Origin of the sequence: Clostridium tetanomorphum, from assembly GCF_017873215.1 — a bacterium.
Lineage (GTDB): Bacteria > Bacillota > Clostridia > Clostridiales > Clostridiaceae > Clostridium_AO > Clostridium_AO tetanomorphum.
The window spans coordinates 73250-98500 of sequence record NZ_JAGGKA010000013.1; the positions used below are offsets into that span (position 1 = coordinate 73250).

General features: G+C 27.6%; 22 protein-coding genes, 1 tRNA gene, 1 riboswitch and 2 other annotated features. Of the genes, 3 read left to right on the forward strand and 20 right to left on the reverse strand.

Annotated elements, in window-relative coordinates; translation table 11 throughout:
- Positions 1-192: 192 nt before the first annotated feature.
- The 14 genes from J2Z24_RS21790 to J2Z24_RS13260 form a co-directional block, all read right to left on the reverse strand.
- Positions 193-1569, reverse strand: coding sequence for a leucine-rich repeat domain-containing protein (locus J2Z24_RS21790; protein WP_307861367.1), 1377 nt, complete (start codon positions 1567-1569; stop codon positions 193-195).
- A gap of 210 nt (positions 1570-1779) precedes the next feature.
- Positions 1780-2415 carry a tRNA (guanosine(46)-N7)-methyltransferase TrmB gene (trmB, locus tag J2Z24_RS13200; RefSeq protein WP_035148239.1) on the reverse strand — a complete coding sequence of 212 codons (636 nt, stop codon included), beginning with the start codon at positions 2413-2415 and terminating at the stop codon, positions 1780-1782.
- Between the two features lie 70 nt (positions 2416-2485).
- A complete protein-coding gene (locus tag J2Z24_RS13205; RefSeq protein ID WP_035148240.1) occupies positions 2486-3637 on the reverse strand; it encodes an ABC transporter permease in 1152 nt (383 codons plus the stop codon).
- A complete protein-coding gene (gene sagH / locus J2Z24_RS13210) occupies positions 3638-4762 on the reverse strand; it encodes a SagH family ABC transporter permease subunit (RefSeq protein WP_035148242.1) in 1125 nt (374 codons plus the stop codon).
- Positions 4763-4772: 10 nt separating this feature from the next.
- On the reverse strand, positions 4773-5708 hold the full coding sequence (locus J2Z24_RS13215; RefSeq protein ID WP_035148243.1) for an ABC transporter ATP-binding protein: 936 nt from the start codon (positions 5706-5708) through the stop codon (positions 4773-4775).
- 106 nt (positions 5709-5814) lie between these two features.
- The gene (locus J2Z24_RS13220; protein WP_035148244.1) at positions 5815-6444 is read right to left on the reverse strand and encodes a response regulator transcription factor; all 630 of its coding nucleotides are present in this window, start codon (positions 6442-6444) and stop codon (positions 5815-5817) included.
- 46 nt (positions 6445-6490) lie between these two features.
- Positions 6491-7597 carry a sensor histidine kinase gene (locus J2Z24_RS13225; RefSeq protein WP_035148247.1) on the reverse strand — a complete coding sequence of 369 codons (1107 nt, stop codon included), beginning with the start codon at positions 7595-7597 and terminating at the stop codon, positions 6491-6493.
- Positions 7598-7609: 12 nt separating this feature from the next.
- A complete protein-coding gene (locus J2Z24_RS13230) occupies positions 7610-8257 on the reverse strand; it encodes a site-2 protease family protein (protein ID WP_035148249.1) in 648 nt (215 codons plus the stop codon).
- Positions 8258-8406: 149 nt separating this feature from the next.
- Entirely contained in the window at positions 8407-9432 is a 1026-nt protein-coding gene (locus J2Z24_RS13235; protein ID WP_035148251.1) for a hypothetical protein, read from the reverse strand.
- Between the two features lie 14 nt (positions 9433-9446).
- Positions 9447-10448 carry a phosphodiester glycosidase family protein gene (locus J2Z24_RS13240; protein ID WP_035148252.1) on the reverse strand — a complete coding sequence of 334 codons (1002 nt, stop codon included), beginning with the start codon at positions 10446-10448 and terminating at the stop codon, positions 9447-9449.
- 219 nt (positions 10449-10667) lie between these two features.
- Positions 10668-12044, reverse strand: a complete 1377-nt coding sequence (locus tag J2Z24_RS13245) for a PhoH family protein (protein ID WP_035148253.1) — start codon at positions 12042-12044, stop codon at positions 10668-10670.
- A 239-nt stretch (positions 12045-12283) separates the two neighbouring features.
- Positions 12284-12358 (reverse strand) — tRNA-Glu (locus J2Z24_RS13250).
- A gap of 123 nt (positions 12359-12481) precedes the next feature.
- A complete protein-coding gene (gene brnQ / locus J2Z24_RS13255; protein WP_035148255.1) occupies positions 12482-13789 on the reverse strand; it encodes a branched-chain amino acid transport system II carrier protein in 1308 nt (435 codons plus the stop codon).
- Between the two features lie 188 nt (positions 13790-13977).
- Positions 13978-14195: a binding site (T-box leader), on the reverse strand.
- Positions 14196-14574: 379 nt separating this feature from the next.
- Positions 14575-15411 (reverse strand): GHMP family kinase ATP-binding protein, encoded by an 837-nt coding sequence (locus J2Z24_RS13260; RefSeq protein ID WP_035148257.1) that lies wholly within the window; start codon positions 15409-15411, stop codon positions 14575-14577.
- A 204-nt stretch (positions 15412-15615) separates the two neighbouring features.
- Positions 15616-15789: riboswitch (cobalamin riboswitch) on the forward strand.
- A 114-nt stretch (positions 15790-15903) separates the two neighbouring features.
- Between J2Z24_RS13260 and J2Z24_RS13265 the strand changes: the two genes are divergently transcribed.
- The 3 genes from J2Z24_RS13265 to J2Z24_RS13275 are packed head-to-tail and all read left to right on the forward strand — an operon-like array spanning position 15904 to position 18751.
- Complete coding sequence (locus J2Z24_RS13265; RefSeq protein WP_035148258.1) at positions 15904-16854, forward strand: ABC transporter substrate-binding protein; 951 nt, start codon at positions 15904-15906, stop codon at positions 16852-16854.
- 20 nt (positions 16855-16874) lie between these two features.
- Positions 16875-17927 (forward strand): FecCD family ABC transporter permease, encoded by a 1053-nt coding sequence (locus tag J2Z24_RS13270; protein WP_035148260.1) that lies wholly within the window; start codon positions 16875-16877, stop codon positions 17925-17927.
- A complete protein-coding gene (locus tag J2Z24_RS13275; RefSeq protein WP_035148261.1) occupies positions 17927-18751 on the forward strand; it encodes an ABC transporter ATP-binding protein in 825 nt (274 codons plus the stop codon). Before J2Z24_RS13270 ends, J2Z24_RS13275 begins: the two co-directional genes overlap by 1 nt.
- Before the next feature lie 100 nt (positions 18752-18851).
- Here J2Z24_RS13275 and J2Z24_RS13280 read toward each other — a convergent pair whose 3' ends face one another.
- The 6 genes from J2Z24_RS13280 to gdhA all read right to left on the reverse strand — a co-directional run bounded on the left by J2Z24_RS13280 (position 18852) and on the right by gdhA (position 25119).
- Complete coding sequence (locus tag J2Z24_RS13280) at positions 18852-19145, reverse strand: DUF2325 domain-containing protein (protein ID WP_035148262.1); 294 nt, start codon at positions 19143-19145, stop codon at positions 18852-18854.
- 17 nt (positions 19146-19162) lie between these two features.
- Entirely contained in the window at positions 19163-21208 is a 2046-nt protein-coding gene (gene feoB, locus J2Z24_RS13285; RefSeq protein ID WP_035148263.1) for a ferrous iron transport protein B, read from the reverse strand.
- A 40-nt stretch (positions 21209-21248) separates the two neighbouring features.
- Complete coding sequence (locus tag J2Z24_RS13290) at positions 21249-21479, reverse strand: FeoA family protein (RefSeq protein ID WP_035148265.1); 231 nt, start codon at positions 21477-21479, stop codon at positions 21249-21251.
- A gap of 59 nt (positions 21480-21538) precedes the next feature.
- Positions 21539-22153 (reverse strand): DUF3793 family protein, encoded by a 615-nt coding sequence (locus tag J2Z24_RS13295; protein ID WP_051593284.1) that lies wholly within the window; start codon positions 22151-22153, stop codon positions 21539-21541.
- Positions 22154-22309: 156 nt separating this feature from the next.
- Complete coding sequence (gene asnA, locus J2Z24_RS13300; RefSeq protein WP_035148266.1) at positions 22310-23332, reverse strand: aspartate--ammonia ligase; 1023 nt, start codon at positions 23330-23332, stop codon at positions 22310-22312.
- A 117-nt stretch (positions 23333-23449) separates the two neighbouring features.
- Positions 23450-23699, reverse strand: a binding site (T-box leader).
- 73 nt (positions 23700-23772) lie between these two features.
- Positions 23773-25119: an NADP-specific glutamate dehydrogenase gene (gene gdhA / locus J2Z24_RS13305; protein ID WP_035148268.1), complete on the reverse strand. Its 1347-nt coding sequence runs from the start codon at positions 25117-25119 to the stop codon at positions 23773-23775.
- Positions 25120-25251 lie beyond the last annotated feature (132 nt).

Sequence of the window (25251 nt, forward strand, 5' to 3'; positions counted from 1 at the left end):
CAGTAAATTCCCTCATAGCTTTTGAACTAATAAAACCATTATTTTTAGCAACATCAATTAAATCATATAACCCACTATCATTAAGGCTATAAATCTGAATTGTATTAATTATTGGATTTACAATCCAATATTCTTTGATGTTTTGCGGGCGGTGAAAATGAAGACTTCTCCTAGTTATTAAAAATTTTAGCTTTAATCTACATCCTCATGTTTAAATTCTTCAACTTTTATCTCATTATTATTTTTAGTTATAGTTAATGTATCTAATCCATATGGAGGATTATGTGGTCCAACAAATGTTTCTATTCTAACCTTTAATCTATATCCCTCTTTAGTTTCTGTAATATCTAAAATTCCTGCATCCATATACTGTCTAAACTCTCCATAATAATTCTTAACAGCCTCATCAATATATGGATATAATATAGACAAAATTAACTGTTGATTTAGTTTATCTTTAAATACATACTCCGGTAAAGGGTTTTCCTCAAAATGTATAGATGTTAGTGGCAAATTTTTCAGTTCTCTTAATAAACTAATATTTGTAATTTTATTTTGAGATATATCTAAAGTTCTTAAATTCTCTAACTTATCTAATCCTTCAACATTAATAATTTTATTATTATCTATAGATAAACTAATCAACTTAGATAATAAACCTAATTCGCTTATATCTCTAATTTCATTATGAGATAAAATTAGTGTTTCTAACTCTTTAAGATTTCCTAATCCTTTAATATTATTTATTTTATTATAATCTAAACTTAAATGTTTTAAATTAGTAAGTGGACTTAATTTTCTTATATTAGATATCTTATTGCTAGATAGTTGTAAGTATTGTAAATTTTTCAAAGACTTCAAAGGATTAATATCTGTTATTTGATTTTCATATACATTTAAATACTTTAAGTTAATTAAGCAACCTAAAGCTTTAATATCTCCAACAGAATTTTCAGCTATCTCTAATATTGTCAGCTTAGTTAAGTTTTTTAAAGAATCAATATTAGAGATCTTGTTCATTCCTAATGATAAATCTATTAAATTAGTTAGATTTCCTAAAGGCTCTATGTTCTCAATTTCATTAATATATAAATCTAAGCTTTCTAAATTCTTCAACTCACTTAGAGGCCTCAAATCATTTACTTTATTACTATATAAACTTAAAGATTTTAACTTAGTTAAATTACTTAATATACTTATATCAGTAATTTTATTGCTTTCTAAGTTTAATTCCGTTAATTTAGTTAATTTACTCAACGGACTAATATCAACTATCTTATTATATCCTAATCGTAAATACTCAAGATTAGTTAAACTACTTAACTGTTTAATATTTGTTATCTCATCAAACCATAAATCTAATTTTTTTAGACCAGTTAAATATTGTATTCCTTCTAAATTGGAGATTTTTTGATGATGAATGGTTAACTCTTGAATATTATTAACATCACCCTCATAAATTTCTCCTTTAGGCTTATTTATCTTATCTCTTATTGCTTTTTCTAAATTATTATCTCCAAAATATATCCTCTTGTTATCTTGCTTACTAAAAAATTTATCTATTGATATGAGAAAATTTTATATATATCTTCTTATTCAAATTATATCCTCCTAAAAATATAAACTCTTACAATATATCTTTAGTATAAATAAAATTTATATACTTCAATAAAAAATCCACATTCCTTGCCTAATTTACTCTAGAAATGTGGACTCTGTTACTATATTTATTCCGTTTTTTGTCAGGACTTTTTTTACCATCAGAACTATTTTGCAGGGCTACAAAAGCTTCGCTATCAAAAACATAGTTTTCATTCCCATTGATGTAAACTTTGCTTCATATTCAGTAACTATATTTTTATCAAAGCCTGAATTGTGAAGATCATAAGTTAAATACTCTATAGAAAATCCACATTGCTTAAAGTATTCCTGGGAATCTTCAAATAGATCTATATCATCTGTTTTGAACCAAATTTCACTTTCTGGTTTTAAAAACTTCTTATACTCTGTTAGAAATTTAGTATGAGTAAGTCTCCTTTTATTATGTCTATCCTTTGGCCATGGATTACAGAAATTTATATATATTTTTTCTACTTCGTCCTTCTCAAATAGTTCAGCAATAAAAGTAATATTTAAAGGAGCAATTCTAACATTTGTTAGTTCTAACTCCTGTACTTTTCTTAATGCATATATTAAAACTTCATCTTTTAAATCTATTGCTACATAGTTTACATTTCTATTTGCATCAGCTTTTTTAGATATAAATCCTCCTCTTCCACACCCTAGTTCCAAATGTATAGGATTATTATTTTTGAATTCCTCTTTCCATCTTCCTTTGAAATCTCTTGGATTTGTTATGCAAAGTTGAGCTTCCTCCATTTCAGGTCTTGCCCACCATTTCTTTCTAAGTCTCATATTTATCCTCCGTTTTCTAAAAAAATTGCATCGTAATTTATTATATCATGTCTGTTTAATTTGTAATATATTAAACAAAATTTTCAACTTTCTCACTTATGCTCATTTTGTAAATTGATATTAAAAATAGTGTAATTGCAAATGTCCATATTATTATTATATGCATTTTTATATCTGAGAATGAAGTTCCACTTTGCAATTTATATATGGCATCTATAGTCCATTTTTGAGGAACAAAATTAGATATTTTTTGTATATGTTTAGGCATTAAAGATAAATCCCAAAAGCACCCTCCCAACATACAAGTAGGAATAGTAACTATAGTATTTAAATTAATAGCCTGAGCAAAAGATTCAGAAAAAGCCATTATAACCATATTCATACCTATGGCAGCTACGCCAAAACTTAACAATATAAAAATCAATTGAGTATTTGGGATATAAGTGGATATACCTAAAACTTTAGTTACTAAAATAATTATAGCAATTACCTGAATACACACTATAAAGAAATTTGCCATCACATTTCCACTTACATAAGTTTTTGAGTTTACAGGAGAGGCGCATATTCTGTAGTAAGTTCTATTTCTTCTTTCTTTTATCATAATTCTTGATATGTTTCCTGTAGTAAACATAATAAACATTATTAAAAGACCAATGCCAGAATAAGTAACTCCTTTGTTTAAAGCAGTATCCTCTATATTTTTTTCAACAAGCTTTACTTCTCCATATTTATATCTATTATATATCTTATTAAATTTATCCAAATCTCCTTCGGAAGCTTTGCTAATATCTAAAAGGTTCTTCATATAATAATTTGAATACTTTTTTATAAGTGCAGTTGCCTCTTCTCCTTTTATAGAAAACATATATATTTCTTTAAAATTTCCATCATAGATACTTTGAGTAAAGTCTTCTGGAAATACAATTGCACAATCCACATCCCTTTTAGCTACAACATCTTTTATATCTCCATCTTCTACCTTAATAAATTTAAATTTCTTAGTAGACCTTAAATACTCTATCATATCCTTTGATAGTATTTTTTCGTCTTTATTATCTATCCCTATTAGCATAGCTTCATTTTGAGAAGCTTTATTGCTGTATACATTTATAGTAATTATAAAACTTATCATAGGAAGTAAAAAGTATACTATTATATTTCTCTTTTTTCTAAAAATTATTTTTATAGTATTTAAAAATAAAATAAAAGTATTTCTCAATTAAACCACCTGCCTTTTGTAAATCAATAATGAAATACTTAGAAATACTATAGCTATTGTCATGTTAATAATTATAGCAATTTTTATATTATGAATATTATTGGAATAAATAAAAGTAAATAAAGCATCATTAGTCCATTTTAAAGGCGATAAATTAGAAATAAGATTTATAGTATTATTTTTTAAGTCACCTATTGGAACAAATCCTCCTCCAAAGAAAGTTATACATGGTACTATTATATGTAGCAACGCACTAGACAAAGTATCCTTTTTTGTCATAAAGGCTACCCCTACTCCTATAGATATAGCCATTGTTACCTCGGATAATATTACTAAATATATTGGCATCATATTATTTCCAAAGTAAGCCTTTAATATATATTTACTAATAAAAATAACTATAATACTCTGGATCAAATTAACTATTATATTTCCTAAAATCTTTCCTCCTAATATTTCAGCCTTTTTAATTGGTGCACACATTATTCTGTTAAAAGTATTTCTAATATATTCTCCTCCTATAGCAAAAGCACCAGATAATGCTGAATAAAGTATTATCATTGTTAGCATAGTAACAGCATAATAATCTATAGACCTAGGAGATCTATTTTTTTGTACATTTACTTCATTTACATAATTAACTTCTTTTTCATCCAATAAATCTCTTGATACTCTAGGATTTTCCTTATAAATTTCCGTTATCGTGTTATATCTATCTATATAGATATTTAATATAGTTTGAATTAAATCTGATTTAAAGCTGTATCTTTCATTTTTATAAAAATTTATTTTTTTGTCCTTTTCTCCTATCTTTATATAACACATATAGGTACTATCTTTTACCTTTTCTATAGCCTGCTTTTCATCTTTGGTCTCTATGGTTTCTATTCCCAGATTATTTAAGGTCTTTGTAAACTCTTTAAAATTATGACTTCCACTTTCCTTTGTCTCTATTTTATATACTACTTTAGTATCCTTAAAACTTATAGAATAGTTAAAAGCACCAGCTAATGCTGAACCAAGTATTAGCATTAAAAGTATTGGATAAAGCACCATCATAACCATGGATTTTCTATCCCTTAAACTTTGTTTTATTTCTTTAACAGCTATAATAATCCATTTCATATTCCCACCCCTAGTCTCTCAACTTTCTTCCAGTAAGAGTTAAAAATACAGTTTCTAAATTTGGCTTTTTAGACTCAATATTATCTATAGAAATATTATTTTTCATAAAATATAGTATTATTTCATCTAAATTATTTATATCCTTATTACTACTTATATCTACTAACTTATTGTTTATCTGCACAGATACAACTCCCTTTATTCTTTTTATATCTTCTTCCTTAATTTTTTCAATAGAATCCACTGTAATTAACACTCTCTGCTTATCCCATACTATTGATTTTAATTCTTCTTTAGTTCCCTCTCCTATAAGCTTACCATGATCTATTATACCTATTCTTGTACAAATCTCTTCTACTTCTTCCATATAGTGACTAGTATAAATTATAGTAGAACCTAAACTATTTAATCTCTTTACAGACTGAAGAACATGATTTCTTGATTGAGGATCAATGCCTACAGTTGGCTCATCCATTATTATAAGCTTTGGTTTATGAGCTATAGCACAAGCAATATTTAGCCTTCTTTTCATTCCTCCTGAAAATTCATTAGGAAAGTTTTTATACTTATCTCCTAGTCCTACAAAGTCCAGTGCTTCATTTGCGCTCTGTTTTAATTTTTCTCCCTTCAAACCATATAAACTTGCAAAAAACTTCACATTTTCGTAGGCATTTAAATCCTCATATATAGCTATATCCTGAGGCACAATACCTATATTACTCTTTACATAATCACATTCTTTTTTTATATCTTTATCTAGAATAAATACTTTTCCATTATTCATGGTTAATAGCCCACATATTATATTTATCATAGTACTTTTACCTGCTCCATTAGGCCCTAAAAGACCATATATTTCACCTTCTTCTATATCTAAATCAATGTTATCTACCGCTGCAAAATCACCAAATTTTTTAACTAAGTTTTCTATTTTAATTATTTTCATACTACTCTCCCACCCTTATTACATCAAATCTTATTAATTATTATATAAAAAAAAGGACTTCCCTTTTAGTACAAGAAGTCACTCTTTGTTATGACAAAAGTCATATTTATATATTCCCTTTTAAATAATTAATAGCTATTTGAGTTCTATGCTGTAATCCTGTTTTGTTTAATATAGAAGTTATATAGTTTTTAACAGTTCCTTCAGATATATATAGTTTACTACTTATTTCTTTATTTGAAAGTCCCTCTGCTATAGCTTCTATAATATCAATTTCCCTTTGAGAGAAGATATCTTTATGACACTTAGTTGTTTCCTCCCATATCAATTCTTCTTTTACTTTCTCCATTACTACATCCTGCAAAATTATATTTCCAGAATAAACTGTTTTTATAGCATCTTTAATTTTCTCTGGTGAACTACTTTTTAATATATATCCTTTTGCTCCATTCTTTATAGCTCCCATTATATACTCATCTTCATCAAAAGTGGTAAGTATTAAAGGGCTTGCTTTTGTTTTTAATAAAATTTCTTTAGCAGCTTCTACTCCATTTAAAACAGGCATTCTTACGTCTAAAACAGCTACATCTACTTCATTTTCTAAACACACCTCTAATGCCTTTAATCCATTTTCAACCACATTTACTATTTCTATTTCTTCATCCATATTTAATATTATTTTTAAACTCTCTCTTATTAAGGAATCATCATCTGCAATTACAATTTTAATAGCCATAGAATCCACCTCTTATTTAAAACTAATAGACTTAATTTAAGCTTAGCTATGCCTCTATAGGTAAAATAAGTATTACTGAAAAACCGCTAGAGCCATCTATTATAACTTTACCCATTATCTGTTCACATCTCTCTTCTATGCCTTTTATTCCCATACTTTTTTTTATCTTAAATGCTCCAATTCCATTATCTTTTATTTCTACTCTAATAATCTTATTAAAAATTTCTATGTTTACTGTTATTTTAGTGGCTTTTGAATATTTTATAGTATTAGTAATGCACTCTTTCAAACTGTCATCAATTATTTTCCACTGCAAATACGATATTCTTTGAAGATTTCCATTATATATTAGGTTACATTTAACATTACTTCTAGAGGAAACTTTATTTAACATAAGCTTTATTTTATTCACACCCATTTGTTCCGAAGCAGGTTTAATACTATGCAAAACTATCCTAATACTTTCCATTCCTTGTCTTAATACTTCTATAGTATTATCAAGAAACATATTTGCTTTTTCCTTATCTTTATCCATTAATAATTTTACTGCTTCTAACTGCATGAGACTTCCTGATATAGTATGACCTACTTTATCATGTAGTTGTTGTGAAATTTTATTTCTCTCTTCTAATTTTGAAGTGTAAATTACTTGATTTTCATATTCCAAATTTTTATTTATTCTATCATACAAATGATAGTTTTTTGATTTCAAATCATCCTTCTCTTTTAACAATTTTTCTATTTTATAATGGTTATTATAAGACAATACATATATTAGATAGCTAAATAGCAGAATAAGAAAATATTCTGCTATAATATTTTTGTCTATTAATATAGTAGATATAAATATCAAAGCTATAGTATATATATTATTTAAATTATTACTATATACAAATTGTATAAAAGTTATAGGAAGAAATAATAAGAAAATACTATTTCCTTGTGTTCCTAATAAAATTAAGCCTATTATCATTAAAATATCTATTACAACTTTAAACCTTCTTTTACTAATAATATAATAAATCATATTTATTGATATATATAACAAAAACCCTAGTATTATTAGAAAATCTCTGCTATAAAGTTCATTAACGTACTTTATAGAACAATATATCAAAATAATAAATTTATTTAATATTATCCACTTATCCATATAATTTCTCTTCTATATGTTAAACAAGTTTAAAATTAATCCATAAAGCCTACTAGCTGGCTTCCCTACTAAGAAATTAGAAACTCCTGGTATCATTATAAATAATATAAATATAACCATTTGGTATCTATACATAACATCTGAAAACTTATAAAATTTTGCTGGTGCCAAATCTCTTAAAACATGAAATCCATCTAAACCTGGTAATGGCATAATATTAAAAAGAGCAAGTATACAATTCAAGTATACAGTTACATAAAATATTTTAATCAAAATATATAATATTCCTCCATTATAAATAGGTCCTGGCACTAATTTATAAGTTAAAGCAATTATTCCTGAAAACACAACTGCTGCTAAAATATTTCCTAGAGGTCCTGCTATAGATACTTTTAAATCATCTTTATAATAATTTTTGAAAGCTCTAGGATTTACTTGTACAGGTTTCGCCCAACCAATGCCAGCTAATAAAATCATTATAAATCCTATGGGATCTATATGTGCTATAGGATTAAATGTAAGTCTGCCTTGAAACTTTGGAGTTTTATCTCCTAATTTATCTGCAACCCAAGCATGAGCATATTCATGAAATGTAAAAGCTATAAGTATTGCTGGTATCATTAATATCTTCTCAAATAAATCTATTCCCAAAAAAATCATCCTCTCTTAAATTAAGTGTAAAATCATTATATCAAAGGTAGTCCTTTTTCTCAATGAATAGTAACTTTTTTCAGATAATAAGATAAAAATAATAAAGAATAGATATGGAGAAAACTTATCCATATTTATTCTTTATCCTCTATTCTCTATTATTTAAAGTTTGTCTTTACTAATTTTCCATCTTTTATTGAAGCAACTCCACTACTATAAACTTGAATAAATTTACCTGAATATGAAGTTTCTTTTCCAGTAGCTACTTCTTTAACTATACCCTTAAGATTATCATTTACTAATACTTTACCTTCCTCAGATATATAAACATCATCTTTATCTACTGGCTCCATAAAAGGAATTACATTCCAATCCCTAGTAGGCTTGTCTAATGTTCCGTAATAGACCTTTGTAATTTTATCATTTTCCATAGATCCAATATATACATTATCATCAATATCTACTCCTAAAAGTCTTGGTTTAGTAACATCAGTTATACGAATAGACTCTTCCCTATTAGTAGCAAAAATCTTATTATAGGTTGCATCTTCATATAAAAGCTTATCTTCATGATTTAGTATAGCTGTTTCTCCTATTAAGTAAGCATTAGGATATATTCTTTTCATTTCTTTCATTATGTTTATCCAATAAAGACTACTTCTTCCACCACTTCTAGCTACTTTTACATATATTACATTAGTTAAAGTGGATGCTTGTATATCTTCAACTTCTGAATTTTCATCTGCCCAAGTTAAATCTTTTATTTCTTCTTTAGCATCCTTATCTACATCATAATAGGATAATTTAAATCCATGTCCATTTTCATTATTATGTTTTTCTCCTATTAACATTCTATTTCTATCTGAAAGCCATTTATAATAAGATACCTTTACTCCATCTTCAAAAGAGATATCCTTAACATCTCCATCCTTTGTATTTACAACCTTTAATTTATCTTCATCATAATAAGCCACATATTTGCCATCAAAGGATAAATTAACGCGAGTAGCATTTTCTGGAATTTTAACTTCTGCTTCTGGTTTCTTATCATTTTTCTTCTCTATTTTTTTTACTTTTACTGCAGTGTCTGTAGACAAATAATATTTATCTACATAATAAAATCCTATTAACTGTATAATCAGTGATAGAACTACCCAAGCAAATATTCTCTTAAAGTTTTTCATCTTTTTCTCTCCTTCTAAGGTGTAACGTATATAATAGAAGGTACTGCCCTTTCTCCTAATGGATCACAAGGATTGTTTATTATTTCTCCATCGTAATACATAGTAGAAGAAGACCCTCCATCTAAATTTGTTGCATTATATGCTCCATATTCTAACATAACATCTTGTACATCTCTTAATGTGGCTCCTGGATTTGTAATCTGTCTTCCATCTGCTACAAAAAGGAGTATAGATCCATCTCTTTTTTGTCCTATAGCTGTTCTTGGCGCTATTCCCCATCCACCATCACCAGATTTTATAGTAGGTTCTCCATTAACTACTAGTGCTGGTCCAAAAGTAATAGCTTCCTTTACTCCTAGTCTTTTCATTTCATTTAAACTATATTTTCCTACTAAAAGTACTCCCCTAGATGTTAGAGCCATTACATCATCCTTCTTATCTGGATCACTAATACTATTATACATTTTTCCACCACTCATCAAAATCCCTACAGGTTGGCCACCTGTTCCAGTCCAGTTACCATCAGCATTTTTGTCTGTAAATCCTCCTCCGTTAATAGCTGCAACTGCATTATTTGATTTTGCAATTTGACTTGTAAGTTCTCCTGATTTTCCCAATTTACTACTATATCCAACTTTTACTCTTGTTGGATCATGTATTACAAGCATATATCCCTTAAATTTTTTACCTTCTACATCGTATCTTTCAATATTATCATCATGCTTATTTTCGAACTTTAATGTATCTAATCCTTCACTTTGATCAATTACTTCTACTACATCTTCTTTTAATATTTCTTTTATTTTTTGATCAGATAAAAAAGCCGTAGCAAAATATTGGTGACTTAATGTACTCATAGCTGCACCAACAAAAGTTTTTCTTACATTTTTAAAAGGTCCATAAAATAATATGAGAGGAGCAGTTATTCCTGTAAATATAAATTCAAATAATACAAATAATACAAATATTTTTAAAGAAAACGCCTTTTTCCTCTTATTTTTTTTCTTTTTATTCATATTTCAATCTTTCCTTTCAAATATACATACATATTTTTATTTTACAATAAATATTATAATTTTTAAATAGCAATCACTATATTTATACTTTATTTATATTAGAAAGTATATATGTAAATTATTAAAATTCTTTAAACATATGGTTAATACATAACAAAAAATAAACAGTTAGATAAAAATATCCATAACTGTTTATTTTTCTTGTTAGTTTTAAAAACATTATAATCTTTTAGAAGCCTCGTATGCTAAAGGTGATCTTTCACATTCATCATATTTTAATGTAACCTGATAACAAAGTTCACTACCTTTCATCTTTTCCGAAGCATAACATAATCCATTTGATCTGGAATCTAAAAATGGTTGGTCTATTTGATCTGGATCACCTATGAGTATTAGCTTTGTTCCTACTCCTACACGAGTTACAATAGCTTTTACTTGTTTAGGAGTTAAATTTTGTGCTTCATCGATTATAACCCAATTCTTAACTATAGATCTTCCTCTTAGATAAGCTACAGCTTCTGTAGTTATTATTCTTCTATCAAATAATTCCCTAATTTTGTCCATAAGTTCCTTTTCATTTTTATACCTTTCTTTTTCATCAGAATCCACTAATATTTCTAAGTTATCAAAAATTGGTCTCATAAAAGGTGATATCTTTTCTTCTTCTGTTCCTGGCAAGAAACCTATATCTTCATCCATAGTCACATTGGGCCTACAAACTAGTATTCTTCTATATTCATTATTATTATTTTCAAGTATCTTGCCTAAGCCTACTGCTAAAGAGAATAAAGTTTTAGCAGTCCCTGCTGGTCCCTTTATAATAACTAATGGAGCAACATGAGAATTAGTACATAAACTTTCTAACATAAATTTTTGTCCTACATTTCTTGTAGTCAATCCTAATGGGCAAACATCTTTATAGTATAGATTAACTACTTTTTTCCCATCAAATTTTCCTAATGCTGTTTTTCTTGGATTATCTAAAGAATGTAATATTATAAACTGATTATTGTATAGATTAGGAATTATATATTCATCTCTTTTAATACAGTAATATAATAGGTCCTTAACATCTATAATTTTATTACGATAAAATTCATCTATTTTATCAGAAGATGCATACAAGTCTATTCTACCCGTGTACTGACTTTCATTTTCAGGAACTACTTTTTCATAAAAATCTTCCACATCTATATCTACAGTATCTGCTTTTATTCTTTCAAATATATCTTTGGTTATTAGGCATACATCTTCTCCTTCTTCTTTTAGACCTTTGCATACCTGTATTATTCTGTTATCAGCTTTTCCTTTATCCCAAGACATAGGAATTAAAGTTTCTTGGTGATTCATTTCAACTCTTAATTTTCCACCACCTGGTAACACTACTCCTTTATTTAATTTTCCTTCTTTTCTTAATTTGTCTAATAATCTAGAGGCATATCTAGCATTTGCTCCTAAATCATTCTTATCCTTTTTAAATGCATCTAATTCCTCTAATACCACTTCTGGTATAACTACATCATTTTCTCCAAAAGAAAAAATAGCACCAGGTGAATACAGAATAACATTGGTATCTAATACATAGGTCCTTTTCAAAAAGCATTCCCCCTATCATTATTACTACCATAATATGCGAATAAACTTTACTTGCTATTAACTAAAGTTTATATATAATATGAAGAAAAAAATAAAAATAGACTCAAGCATTAACCTAAGCCTATTTTATAAACTCTATATATTTTAATAAATTTAGTTTTTAATATCTAAAACATTAAAATAGTGTAGAAAAACACCAAAAGAGCCTACATCTCTGTAAACTCTTTCATTTCAATTCATGGCAGCCCCAAGGGGAATTGAACCCCTGATTCCACCTTGAGAGGGTGGCGTCTTGACCTCTTGACCATGGGGCCATACTTTATTTCCTTTGACTTTTATATTTTATTATATATACATAATATTGTCAAGTAAAAGTTGTTTTTTACTAATAAGACCAAAGAAATAATTAAATATCCCTTTGGTTTTATAGTTTATTTTCATGAAATCTTTTCATATCCTACTTCTATATGATTTTTGTTGAAAAATACCGCTCCAATTATACCACCAATTATAGCTGGTAATATCCAAGAAAACCCTTCATTTGTTAATGGTAGATTGTTTATAACATTCCCTATAATAGGTATTTCTATTCCTAAAGAGTTTAAAGAATTAAATATACTTACTACAAAAGCACCATAGACAGCTCCCACATATACTTCTTTCTTAATTATATATTTTGAAAATAAATTCATAATAATCAATACTATTACTACAGGATATGCAGTTACAAGTACAGGTACGGCTAACTTAATTATAGTTTCTACGCCATAATTTGAAATAATGCAACTAAATATACATATAATTACTACAATTGACTTGTAACTTACTTTATTATTACTTAATTTACTAAAGTAATTTGCCGCAGTAGCCGTAAGTCCTACTGATGTTGTAAGACAAGCTATTGAAATAGCTCCTCCAAATATAATTTTACTCCATCCCCCTAAAAGTCCTTGGGTTATATTTATTAATAGAGATGTTCTAGTAACATCTTTTGGAAAAATTGCATTGGTAGTAGCTCCTATATATGAAAGTCCTCCATATACAAATCCTAAACATATTGCTGAAACAATTCCTGCCTTTATAGTCAAATTTATTTGTTCTTTTTTAGTTTTATATCCTTTTGAAATTAAATTTCCAACAACCATTTGAGCTAAAATTATAGATCCTAAAGCATCCATAGTTTGATATCCTTCTGTAAATCCCCTTGAAAAAGCATTTTCTAATCCAGTATTTGACGGTGTTCCTAACGGCACAAATATCCCTTTAAATATTATAACTCCTAATGCAATCAATAAAAATGGTGTTAATATTGAACCTATTTTATCCACAACAGATGACTCATTTACCGCAAAAATATAAGTTATAAAAAAATATATTATAGAAAAAACTATTGGATTTACATTAGAAAATAAGGGTTGAACTCCTAATTCATATGTGGTTGCCCCTGTTCTAGGTATACAGAATAATGGTCCTATAGATAACATTATTATAGAACAAAGAATCTTACCAAAAGATTTTCCAACTTTATTTGTTAAATCTTCTGTTGTTCCTCCTACCAGAGCTACTGCTACTATACCCATTAAAGGAAGCCCTATACAAGTAATTAAAAATCCTAAAGTTGTCCATAGCCATTTATCTCCAGACATAAATCCTAAAGTGGGTGGAAATATTAAATTTCCCGCACCAAAAAATATAGAAAACAATGCAAAACCTGTTATGATTATATTTTTAGAATTCCTGCTCATATTTACCTCCTAAATATTTTTTAAAAGTTACGATCCAACCTTTCCTAATAGAATACATTATTTCATAAAATAAAAAAGCATTCCCCTATAAAGGGACGAATGCTTCGCGTTACCACCCTAATTGATTTATTTATAAAACAATAGGAAATTGACTTTTATAGGTTTGTTAAAATAAAAAAACGTCCCTTACAAGGGACGAATATTATTCGCGGTACCACCCAATTTGATATAAATAAATCCTCTCTCTCCTTAATAACGTCAGGAACCCGGTTCAGCCTACTAATTTATGAAAACTTTCAACCTACAACTCTGGAATGAACCTTCATTATAATCATTGTACGACTTTCACCAACCGTCGTCTCTCTTATCAATTATCATAATTACTTTTTTCCTTCATAATTTTTTTTATATTCAATTATTATTAAATATTCTATATTAAAAGTTTAAGCTTAACAAACTTGATTTTAAATGGATTTTTAACACTTATTAAATCTATATTGTTTATTCTCTTTTATACTCTTATTTCTTTATTCATAATAGTTCATGTCACTTTTATCCATAAATATACATAAATTATGTTTATAAAACAATACACATAATCTAGTAATTTTAAACAGTTTTTTACTTTTAAGACACAACTCTCTCTAAATTCAACAAAATCCATTCCCAAATATCTCCCCCATCCATATTTATACTTATAAGTATAAAACAAAAAGATTATTATGGAAATAGAAAACCAAATTTTTCTTTAAAAATTTAGCTCATTTAAATAATTTCTTATAAATTTAAATTTCTATGCTATTTACAGTTTTTACATTATAAGTTTTATAGTCTTTAATAAAACTCATATATTTATTTAATTTATCAATATTTAATTTATGTTCATATATTATACCCAATGCATCCCCACTATGAGCACCTATCACTCCATATCCTCCTATTTCTTCTTTTATCTTAAGTATTACTGGTAATATAGGATAACTTAACCTTCTATGATTTCTTATAATACTTTCTGTAGCACAATAGCCTATATTTCTTATATTTTTATCTTTTACTGCTAATATTAGTTTTTTTTCTAAATCTTCTACGTTACTTAAAGGTGGAAGATTTCTTTTATTAAATTCTACCGTATCTACCACTCTTTTACCTTCAAAAACTAAAATATTGAAATTACAATATTCTCCTATATTTTGCTTATAATGTCCATTTTTATAATCAAATATAGTCATTTCTTTAAATATTATGCTATCAGTAGGCTCAATATTTATACAATTTCTTATAATTTCATCCTCTTCATATTGTCGTTTAAAAAGCCCCAAAAGAGCATAATATACTCCACATAAATCTGCAGTACTACTTGCAAAACCTTTTCCTGCAGGTATATTTGATTTTATATCTATATCTAGATTCTCAATGTATTCTTCATATCCCCATTCTTTTAATACATTATTTAAAAACTTAGCTGATTTTAAATATTTATACTTATATTGAGGATTTTTACTTTCAAAAACTCTTACTTTAGTGAATATATTTATAGGACATGAGCATAAAATATCCTTATCATACATTTTACCTTGAATTATTTCTCCAAAACTTGCTGGATAATTTACTACAACTTCCATGTTCAATCTCCTTATAAGATTTTTTCAAAATACTATATTTTATTTTAACAATGGATAAGTTTTATGTAAATAGATAAAGTTAAACTATGATATATTTATATTTTTTATACACTTAAAAGCTTGAAATTAAAGGACCTTTTCATATATTGACATGCAATTTAATAAATGTTAAACTCAATTCAAGTTGCAAAATTAAATAATGAAAAAATTACATTTATTATAGGTACCTTATTAGGTTTAAAAGGGAAAGAAGTTAAAAGCTTCTGCGGTCCCGCCACTGTAATGATGAGTTCTTAGCAAGTTACCACTCAATTTTGGGGAAGGTGCTAAAGAACAATGAATCTGAGCCAGGAGACCTGCCTATAATTTTAATCACTTGGCTTACGTGGATAGGCTAATGGTTTAGAATTGTTTTAAACCATTTCCTTTATTAGGTAATGGTTTTTATTTTATAAATTTTAAATTTAATTAAAATACAAAGGAGGAACTTCAATGTTTAAAAGTAAAAAATTCTTAATAATAATTTTATCCTTTATACTTATATTTTCCTTATCTGCTTGTTCAAAAGATAAAGTAGAAGACACTAAAGAAAAGAAAAATATAACTGAAACTTCATTAGAAACCAAATATCCTTTAACTATAAAAGATTCTTATAACAGGCAAATTACACTAGATAAAGAACCTGAAAAGATTATATCTATTGCACCAAACATAACAGAAACTATTTATGCTATAGATAAATCTAACAAATTAATAGGAAGAACTGATTTTTGTAACTATCCAGCGGAAGTAAAAAATATATCTTCTATAGGAAGTCTACAAAATCCAAGTATAGAAAAAATAGTAGATTTGAAACCAGATTTAGTAATAGCTTCAACTCATTTTAAAAAAGATGTACTTAAAAAATTAGAAGATTTAGGTGTAAAAGTATTAGTATTATATGGTGAAGAAAACTTTGAGGGTGCCTATGATACTATTGAAAAAATGGGAAAAGTTTTAAATGCAAATAATAAAGCTAAAGAAATAGTAGTTAATATGAAGAAAAAAGTATCTGATGTAGAAACTAAAGTATCAGGCAAAACACCACCTTCTGTTTATTATGTTATTGGCTTTGGTAAATCAGGAGATTACACTGCTGGAAAGGATACTTTTATTGATAAAATGATTACTATGGCTGGTGGAAAAAACGTAGCTAAAGATGCTGTTGGTTGGAAATATAGTATTGAAAAACTACTAGAAAAAAATCCCGAAATAATGATTTGTTCAAAATACTTTAATGTAAAAGAAGACTTAAAGAAAGCTAATGGCTATAAAGATCTAGATGCAATAAAAAAAGGTAAGTTATTTGAAATAGATAATAATATGTTAGATAGGCAAGGTCCAAGACTAGCAGATGGCCTAGAACAATTAGCCAAAATACTACATCCAGAAGCTTTTAAATAAAACAGAAAAGGGGAATTTTGATGTCTTTTTCAAAAAACAAAAATCACTATAAAAGTTTATTCTTTATTTTATTAGTTGTTCTATTTACATTAACCATTATATCCAGTACCTTAGGTATAGCTAATATAAACTTTATACAAGGAATCAAAATTCTTGTATCCAAAATTCCCTTAATAGGATCAAACATAGACACCCATGACATTTCAAATACTCATAAATTAATTATATTAAATATTAGGTTACCTAGAATAATTCTTTCCGCTCTGGTAGGCGCTGGCTTATCCATAGTAGGTACAGTCTTTCAAGCAATTTTTAAAAATCCAATGGCAGATCCTTATGTACTAGGTATTTCATCAGGCTCTGCTCTTGGTGCTTCTATTGCAATTGTATTAGGCTTTCAAATTACTATGATAGGTATTAGCGGCGTTACAATTCTTGCTTTTTTATTTGCTATTTTAACTACCTTTCTTGTATACAATATAGCGAAAGTTGGTACAAAGCTTCCTACTAATATACTGTTATTGGCAGGTGTATCTGTAAGCTTTCTACTTTCTTCTTTAATTTCTCTTATAATGATATTTAATAGAGAACAAGTTGAACAGATTGTATTTTGGACTATGGGAAGTTTATCCTCTGCCAGTTGGAAAGAAGTACTGTCCCTACTCCCTTTAGTTATTATATCTAGTATTGTAATTATGAATTACTCTAGAGATTTAAATGTAATGCTTACAGGAGATGAAACTGCTAATAGCTTAGGAATAGAAGTGGACAGAGTAAAAAAATTTTTATTAATTATTTCTTCAATTATTATAGCTTCCTGTGTATCCGTAAGTGGAATTATAGGCTTTGTAGGACTTATTATTCCTCATATGATAAGAATATTAGTTGGCCCAAATCATAAAGTCTTACTTCCTTTCACTACTTTAGGTGGAGCTATATTTATGATAATATCAGATACTTTAGCAAGAACTTTGGTGCCACCTGCTGAAATACCAGTAGGTGCTATTACATCAATATTTGGAGCACCTTATTTTATATATCTTTTAATACAAAATAAGAAAAAGGTGATATGATGTTAAATAAAAATACCTATTCCATAGTTATAAATAACTTACACTGTAGTTATGGAGATAAAAAAATATTAAAAAATATTAATATAAATTTTGAAAAAAATAAGTTTCATAGCATTATAGGCCCTAATGGTTCTGGTAAAACTACTCTTCTAAAGAATATACAAAAAATATTACCTATAGAAAATAATTGTATTTACATAGATGGTAAAGACCTTAATTCTTTTAAAAATAAGGATTTAGCTAAAAAAATAGCTTCCGTACCTCAAAATACTAATATTGATTTTGATTTTTCTGCAATGGATATAGTTCTTATGGGAAGAACTCCTTATTTAAAAAGATTTGAAAAAGAAAAGGATACTGATCTTATTATAGTAAAAGAAGCTATGGAAATGACTAATACTTGGTACCTTAAAGATAAAAACATAAATGAGTTAAGTGGTGGTGAGCGTCAGAGAGTCATTATAGCTAGAGCTTTAGCTCAAGAAAGTGAAATAATACTTTTAGATGAACCTATTTCAAATTTAGATATGCACCATCAAATAGATATTTTAGATACTATAAAATATTTAAATAGAGATATTACCGTAATCGCTGTTTTACATGATTTAAATTTAGCAGCTGAATATAGTGATTCTTTAATATTATTGAAAAATGGTAATGTATTATGTAAAGGTACTCCTAAAGATGTACTTACGGAATCAAACATTAGGGACGCCTACAATATAAATACTCATATAATTAAAAATCCTATTACTGGAGCTCCTCACATTATACCTATAAGTAAAAACTGTATTAGAAAAAAAATTATAACACATGTACTATAAAATATTAACAATAATAAAATCACTCCCTTTAGTATAGACATTTAAAAACTAAGCAATAAAATCTATATTAAAGAGAGTGATTATTTTTACATATTTTAATTTATTTATTCTGTTTTTTTACATAATCTTTTATAATTTCTTCCATATGAACCCATGAACGTTTAGAATAAAGTATTTTAGCATTACATTTTTTTGACTTTATTTTTATACTTTCTATAGCTTTATGATTTATAAAGTCCGTAAGAACTAAAATTACATCCATATTCTCTGGTATTTGAATTTTTCTGTCTGAACTTTTTCTTCCAGTTATATGTTTTATTGTGTCAAAGCCTTCATTTTTAAGGTTATCTTTTATGTTGCCTAATCTGTCTCCTCCAATAACCAACACACTCATATATAACCTCTCCTTCTCTAATTAAATCCTAATAATCTTCCTATTTGATAAAATGCTACAGACACTACCCAAGCAATTGCAGTTGTATAAAACACTGTAAACCAAGCCCATTTTGCAGAATTTGTTTCTCTTTTTATTGCTCCTATAGCTGCTGCACATGGAGAGTATAATAATGAGAATATCATAAAGGACATAGCAGACAATGGAGTAAATACATTTTGTATAACCGCAGTAAGTTCTGCGCCTTCTGATGCTAACCCATAAGTTGTAGCCATAGTAGCAACCACTGCTTCCTTTGCTCCTAATCCTGTTATCAATGCAACACCTGCTTGCCAAGTTCCAAATCCCGCTGGTTTAAATATAGGTGCAAAGAAACCTCCTATAATTCCTAAAATGCTATTTTCACTACCTGGTTCCACACCAACTGGTAAATTAGACAATGCCCATACTAACAACACAATTACAAAAATAATACTTCCTGCTTTTTTAATAAACGCTTCTGATTTTTCCCACATGTGTATTAATACACTTTTAAATGTAGGTATACGATAAGGAGGTAATTCCATAATAAAATATGAATTTTCCCCTTTAAATACAGTATTACTAAATATTTTTCCCATTATTATAGCCATTAATATTCCTAAAGTATAAAGTAAAAATACAATTATTCCTGAAGCAGAAAAAATTCCTACTTTTTTATCTGCAAAAAAAGCTCCTATAAATAATGCATATACCGGTAATCTTGCTCCACATGATATAAATGGATTAATTAATATTCCAACCATTCTATCTTTTTTACTTTCCAAAGTTCTAGTTGACATTATACCTGCTACATTACATCCACTACCAATAATTAAAGATACTGCAGTTTTTCCATGTAATCCTATGCTGCTCATAAATCTATCCATAACATAAGCAGCTCTAGCCATATATCCACTGTCTTCTAAGAGTGATATTATTAGGTACATAGTAAATAATAAAGGCACAAACACCAATACAGCTCCCATACCTCCAATTATTCCATCAACTACTAAAGATTTTATAATTTCAGGACTATTCTCCATAGCCACTTCAGCTATTTCTCCTAACTTACCAAATCCTTCATCAATAAATCCTCCCAAAAAGTCATTTCCAAAAGTCATGGTGATTTGGTACATTAAAAACATAATTAAAGCAAATATAGGCATTCCTAGCCATTTATTTGTTACAACTTTATCTATCTTATCAGAAAAAGTTAACTCTTTATTATCTTTTCTTGCCACTGTATTTTTTGTTATAGAAGATATAAAATCATATCTCTTATCTACAATATATGATTCTGTATCATAACCTACTTCATTAGTTATATTTTCAACACTTTTTTTTAGTTGTTCAATAAGTTTCTTATTTACATTATTTTCCTTTATTCTATTAAGAATATGTGGATCATTTTCTAAAAGTTTTAACGCTATCCATTCCTCTGGATAAGGAAGATCTATATTACTTTCATTTAACATAGACTTTAATGAAGATATTTCTTTTTCTAATTCTTCACCATAATCTCTCTTAAAAATTTTATTTTTACCTTTTTCAGCTATTTCAACACCTTTATTTAATAAATCTTTTATTCCATTTCCTTTAATGGCTACAGTTGGAATTACACTTACTCCTAATTTTTCTGCTAATTTATCAATAGCTATTTTAACATTTTTTTTCTCTGCTTCATCCACCATATTTAAAGCAATTATAACTTTTTTATTCATTTCTAAAAGTTGAGTAGTTAAATATAAATTTCTTTCAATATTAGTTGAATCTACTACATTTATTACTACGTCTGAATTTCCTTCTAAAATAAAATTCCTAGCAACTATTTCATCTTCAGAGTATGCACCTAAGCTATAGGTTCCTGGTAAGTCAACAATATTGATTTCTCTATTTTCAAATTTTACCTTTCCTTCTTTTTTTTCTACAGTAACACCAGGCCAATTTCCTACATGTTGCCTAGATCCTGTAATTGCATTAAATAAAGTAGTTTTCCCGCAATTGGGGTTACCTACTAACGCAAAAGTTAATGTATTTTCCATTGTTATCCCCCATTCTATAAAATAAAAATAAATTAAAGCTTTATATTTTTTCTACAGATATATCCTTTGCCTCACTTTTTCTTAAAGTAAGATTATATCCTCTTAAGTTTATCTCTATGGGATCTCCCATAGGAGCTTTTCCTGAAATAGTGATATCTACACCTTTTACAATGCCCATATCCATAAGCCTTCTTCTTACTTTACTTTCAGGTAAAATACATACTACCCTCCCTTTTTCACCTACATTCAATTCATTTAATGTATTATTCATTAAAGAACCCCTCCTTTATGATATTGATATTCATTATCATTAAAATGTTAAAAAAATATTTATATCTTTATATTGTTATTAAAACTATTCAAAACAATTTGTTGTCTTACAGCTTCCAATACTTTTATCTTTGCTTCATCATAAGATTTAAATATTTGCAATGCTTCCTCTTCATTGTAATATACTTTCCAATATCCACAACTCAAACATGGCTTTTTAGTACATCCCATAAAAGCTTTAACATCTTCTAGAGGTATTCCTAAAAATATTCCTATTTCATGAGGACAAAAATTTTCATATCTTTCCTTTAATAAGTTTAAACATTCTTCTAATTTCATATATTCTCTATATCCAAACTTATGCAAAAAATTTATATTTTCATCTTTAAATATTTGATTATGTAACTCAGCTTCTTTATAGAATAATACTGTATGAGTATCTCCTGTATCTTTTATATGAAATGCCTTTATATCAAAACGTTCTAAAAATTCCTCTTTATATTTTTCCCACATATCATATAAATTTCTATTCTTTTTAGAAAAAGTTAATATACAAGCTGGTTTTCTTCCTTCAATTGTAGGCGCAATATTAAATGCAGTCATATAAAACATATATTCTTTATCTTGTAACGTATTTATCATTTTTAAAGTTGAAGCCATTTCCAGTTTGCTCATATACACCATCCTTTGTTGATGATATTGATAATCAATTTCATATAAGATTGTACTATACAATTTCTATTTTGTAAATGCTTTATTTATATTATTTCTAAAAAAAATATATTAATGCATAAAAAAATCTAAATCCATTTAGGATTTAGATTTTTTTCATTATAATAATTTCATTCCATATTCAGCACATTTTTCTATCATTTCTTCTGGCCATATTGAAGATTGTACTTCACCAATATGTGCCTTCTTTAAGAAAAACATACATATTCTAGATTGACCTATTCCTCCACCTATAGTATATGGTAATTTCTTTTCTAATAACATTTGATGAAATTCTAAATTTTTTCTTTCTTCGCAGTTAGCTAATTTTAATTGTTTTAATAAAGACTCTTCATCTACTCTTATACCCATGGAAGATAGTTCAAAAGCTCTATTAAGTAATGGATTCCAGAATAAAATATCTCCATTTAATTCCCAATCATCATAATCTGGCGCTCTTCCATCATGCTTTTCTCCTGATTCTAAAACTTTTCCTATTTTCATTAAAAATACTGCTCTTTTTTCTTTTGTTATAGCGTCTTCTCTTTCTTTAGCAGTAAGTCCTGGAAACATATCCTCCAATTCTTGTGAAGTTATAAAAGTTATTTCTTCTGGAAGCACTTTATCTAAAAATGGATATAATCCACATATATAATTCTCAGTTTCCTTAAATGCTTTATATATTTTATTTACAGTTTCTTTTAAATATTTTTCATTTCTATCTTCTTTAGTTAATACTTTTTCCCAATCCCATTGATCAACATATATAGAATGAATGTTATCTAAATCTTCATCTCTTCTTATAGCATTCATATCTGTATATAAACCTTCTCCTATTGGAAAACCATATCTATAAAGAGCCATTCTTTTCCATTTAGCCAAAGAATGTACTATTTCAGCTGGCGCCTCATTGTCATCCTTTATGGTAAAGCTTACTGGTCTTTCTACTCCATTTAGATTGTCATTTAATCCTCTATCACATCTTACAAATAACGGTGCTGAAACTCTCACTAAATTTAATTTTTTTGCTAAAGCTCTTTCAAAAAAATCTTTTACAGCTTTTATTGCTATTTCTGTTTCCTTTAAGTCTAATTCTGTTTTATATCCTTCTGGTATTATTAATCTTTCATCATATTTACTCATAGTTTTCCTCCTAAACAAATATTTTTAAATTTTATATTATCCTTTATAACACTTGATTTAAAATATTTTTATAGCGCGCTATTATAATTTTAAAAATAAAAAAACCTTTCATCCCTATAAAGGGACGAAAGGTTGAAATTCCGCGGTACCACCCTAATTAGCTTAAAATAAGCTCAACTTAAGTAAAAGTATCAATCAATACTTCCCAATTTTAACGGTATGGATTCCGTCTAAGCCTACTTTCAAAATATTGATTTCAGTTAGAAACTCAGAGATGTTCTTCTGTATAAATCTCGTATCGATCTCTCACCACCATCGACTCGCTATAACTACCTTTTATACTTACTCTTCTCTTCACTGTCTTATAAAAGTAATTTTTAATTATTGATTTACATTATATAATTAAAAATTTATAATGTCAATATAAATTTTTAATTATTCTAAACTATTCCTTGTTCCTTCATTGCTTCTGCAACTTTTACAAATCCAGCTATATTTGCTCCTAAAACTAAATTATCTTCTTCTCCATATTCTGCTGCAGCTGAACTTATATTTTCATATATATTAATCATTATATCTTTAAGTTTTTTATCAACTTCTTCAAAACTCCATGATAATCTCATACTATTTTGAGACATTTCAAGAGCTGAAGTAGCAACTCCACCTGCATTAGCAGCTTTAGCTGGGCCAAATAACACATTATTATCTAGGAATATATTTGTAGCTTCTAAAGTTGAAGGCATATTAGCTCCTTCTGCTACAGCTATAACTCCATTTTGAACTAATATTTTTGCTGAATTTTCATCTATTTCATTTTGAGTTGCACAAGGTAATGCAATATCACATTTAATTGTCCAAATTCCTGTATGTCCTTCATGATATTCTGCTTGTGGACGATATTTTATGTACTCAGAAATTCTCTTTCTTTCCTGTTCTTTTATTTTCTTTACAATTTCTACATCTATACCATCTTTATCATAAACATATCCACTAGAATCACTACATGCAACTACTTTTCCTCCTAATGTATGTGCTTTTTCTATTGCATAAATAGCAACATTACCTGATCCAGATACTACTACAGTTTTTCCATCAAAACTCATTTTTTTAGCCTGTAACATTCTTTCTACAAAATATACCAATCCATATCCTGTTGCTTCTTTTCTTGTTAAACTTCCACCATAATTTAATCCTTTTCCAGTTAAAACACCTGCTGCATATTGATTTTTGATCCTTTTATACTGTCCAAAAAGATATCCTATTTCCCTTCCTCCAACTCCAATATCGCCTGCTGGTACATCGGTAAATTGTCCTACATGTCTATATAATTCTGTCATAAAACTTTGACAAAATCTCATAATTTCTCTGTCTGATTTTCCTTTAGGATCAAAATCTGAGCCACCTTTTCCTCCTCCTATTGGAAGACCAGTTAAAGAGTTTTTAAGAATCTGTTCAAACCCTAAAAATTTTATTATACTTGCATTAACTGTTGGATGAAATCTTAGTCCTCCTTTATATGGACCTATAGCACTATTAAACTGTACTCTAAATCCTCTATTTACACGAACTTTACCATTATCATCCACCCATGGCACTCTAAAAGTAATCATTCTTTCAGGTTCTACTAATCTTTCTACTATTCCTTCTTCAATATACTCTGGATGCTTTTCTAAAACAGGTACAAGAGAATCTAATACTTCTTTCACTGCTTGATGAAATTCTGGTTCATTTGTATTTCTTTTTACAACTTCATTAAATAATTCATTTACATAACTTTGTACACTCATAATATTACCTCCTACGCATATAGCTTTTATGAAATATAGTTATATTAAACTTGCAATATTTTTTCAACACTTCTTAATTTTATCAGATTATTTGGATTTTGTACATATATTAAATTAAAAATTGAAATTTTA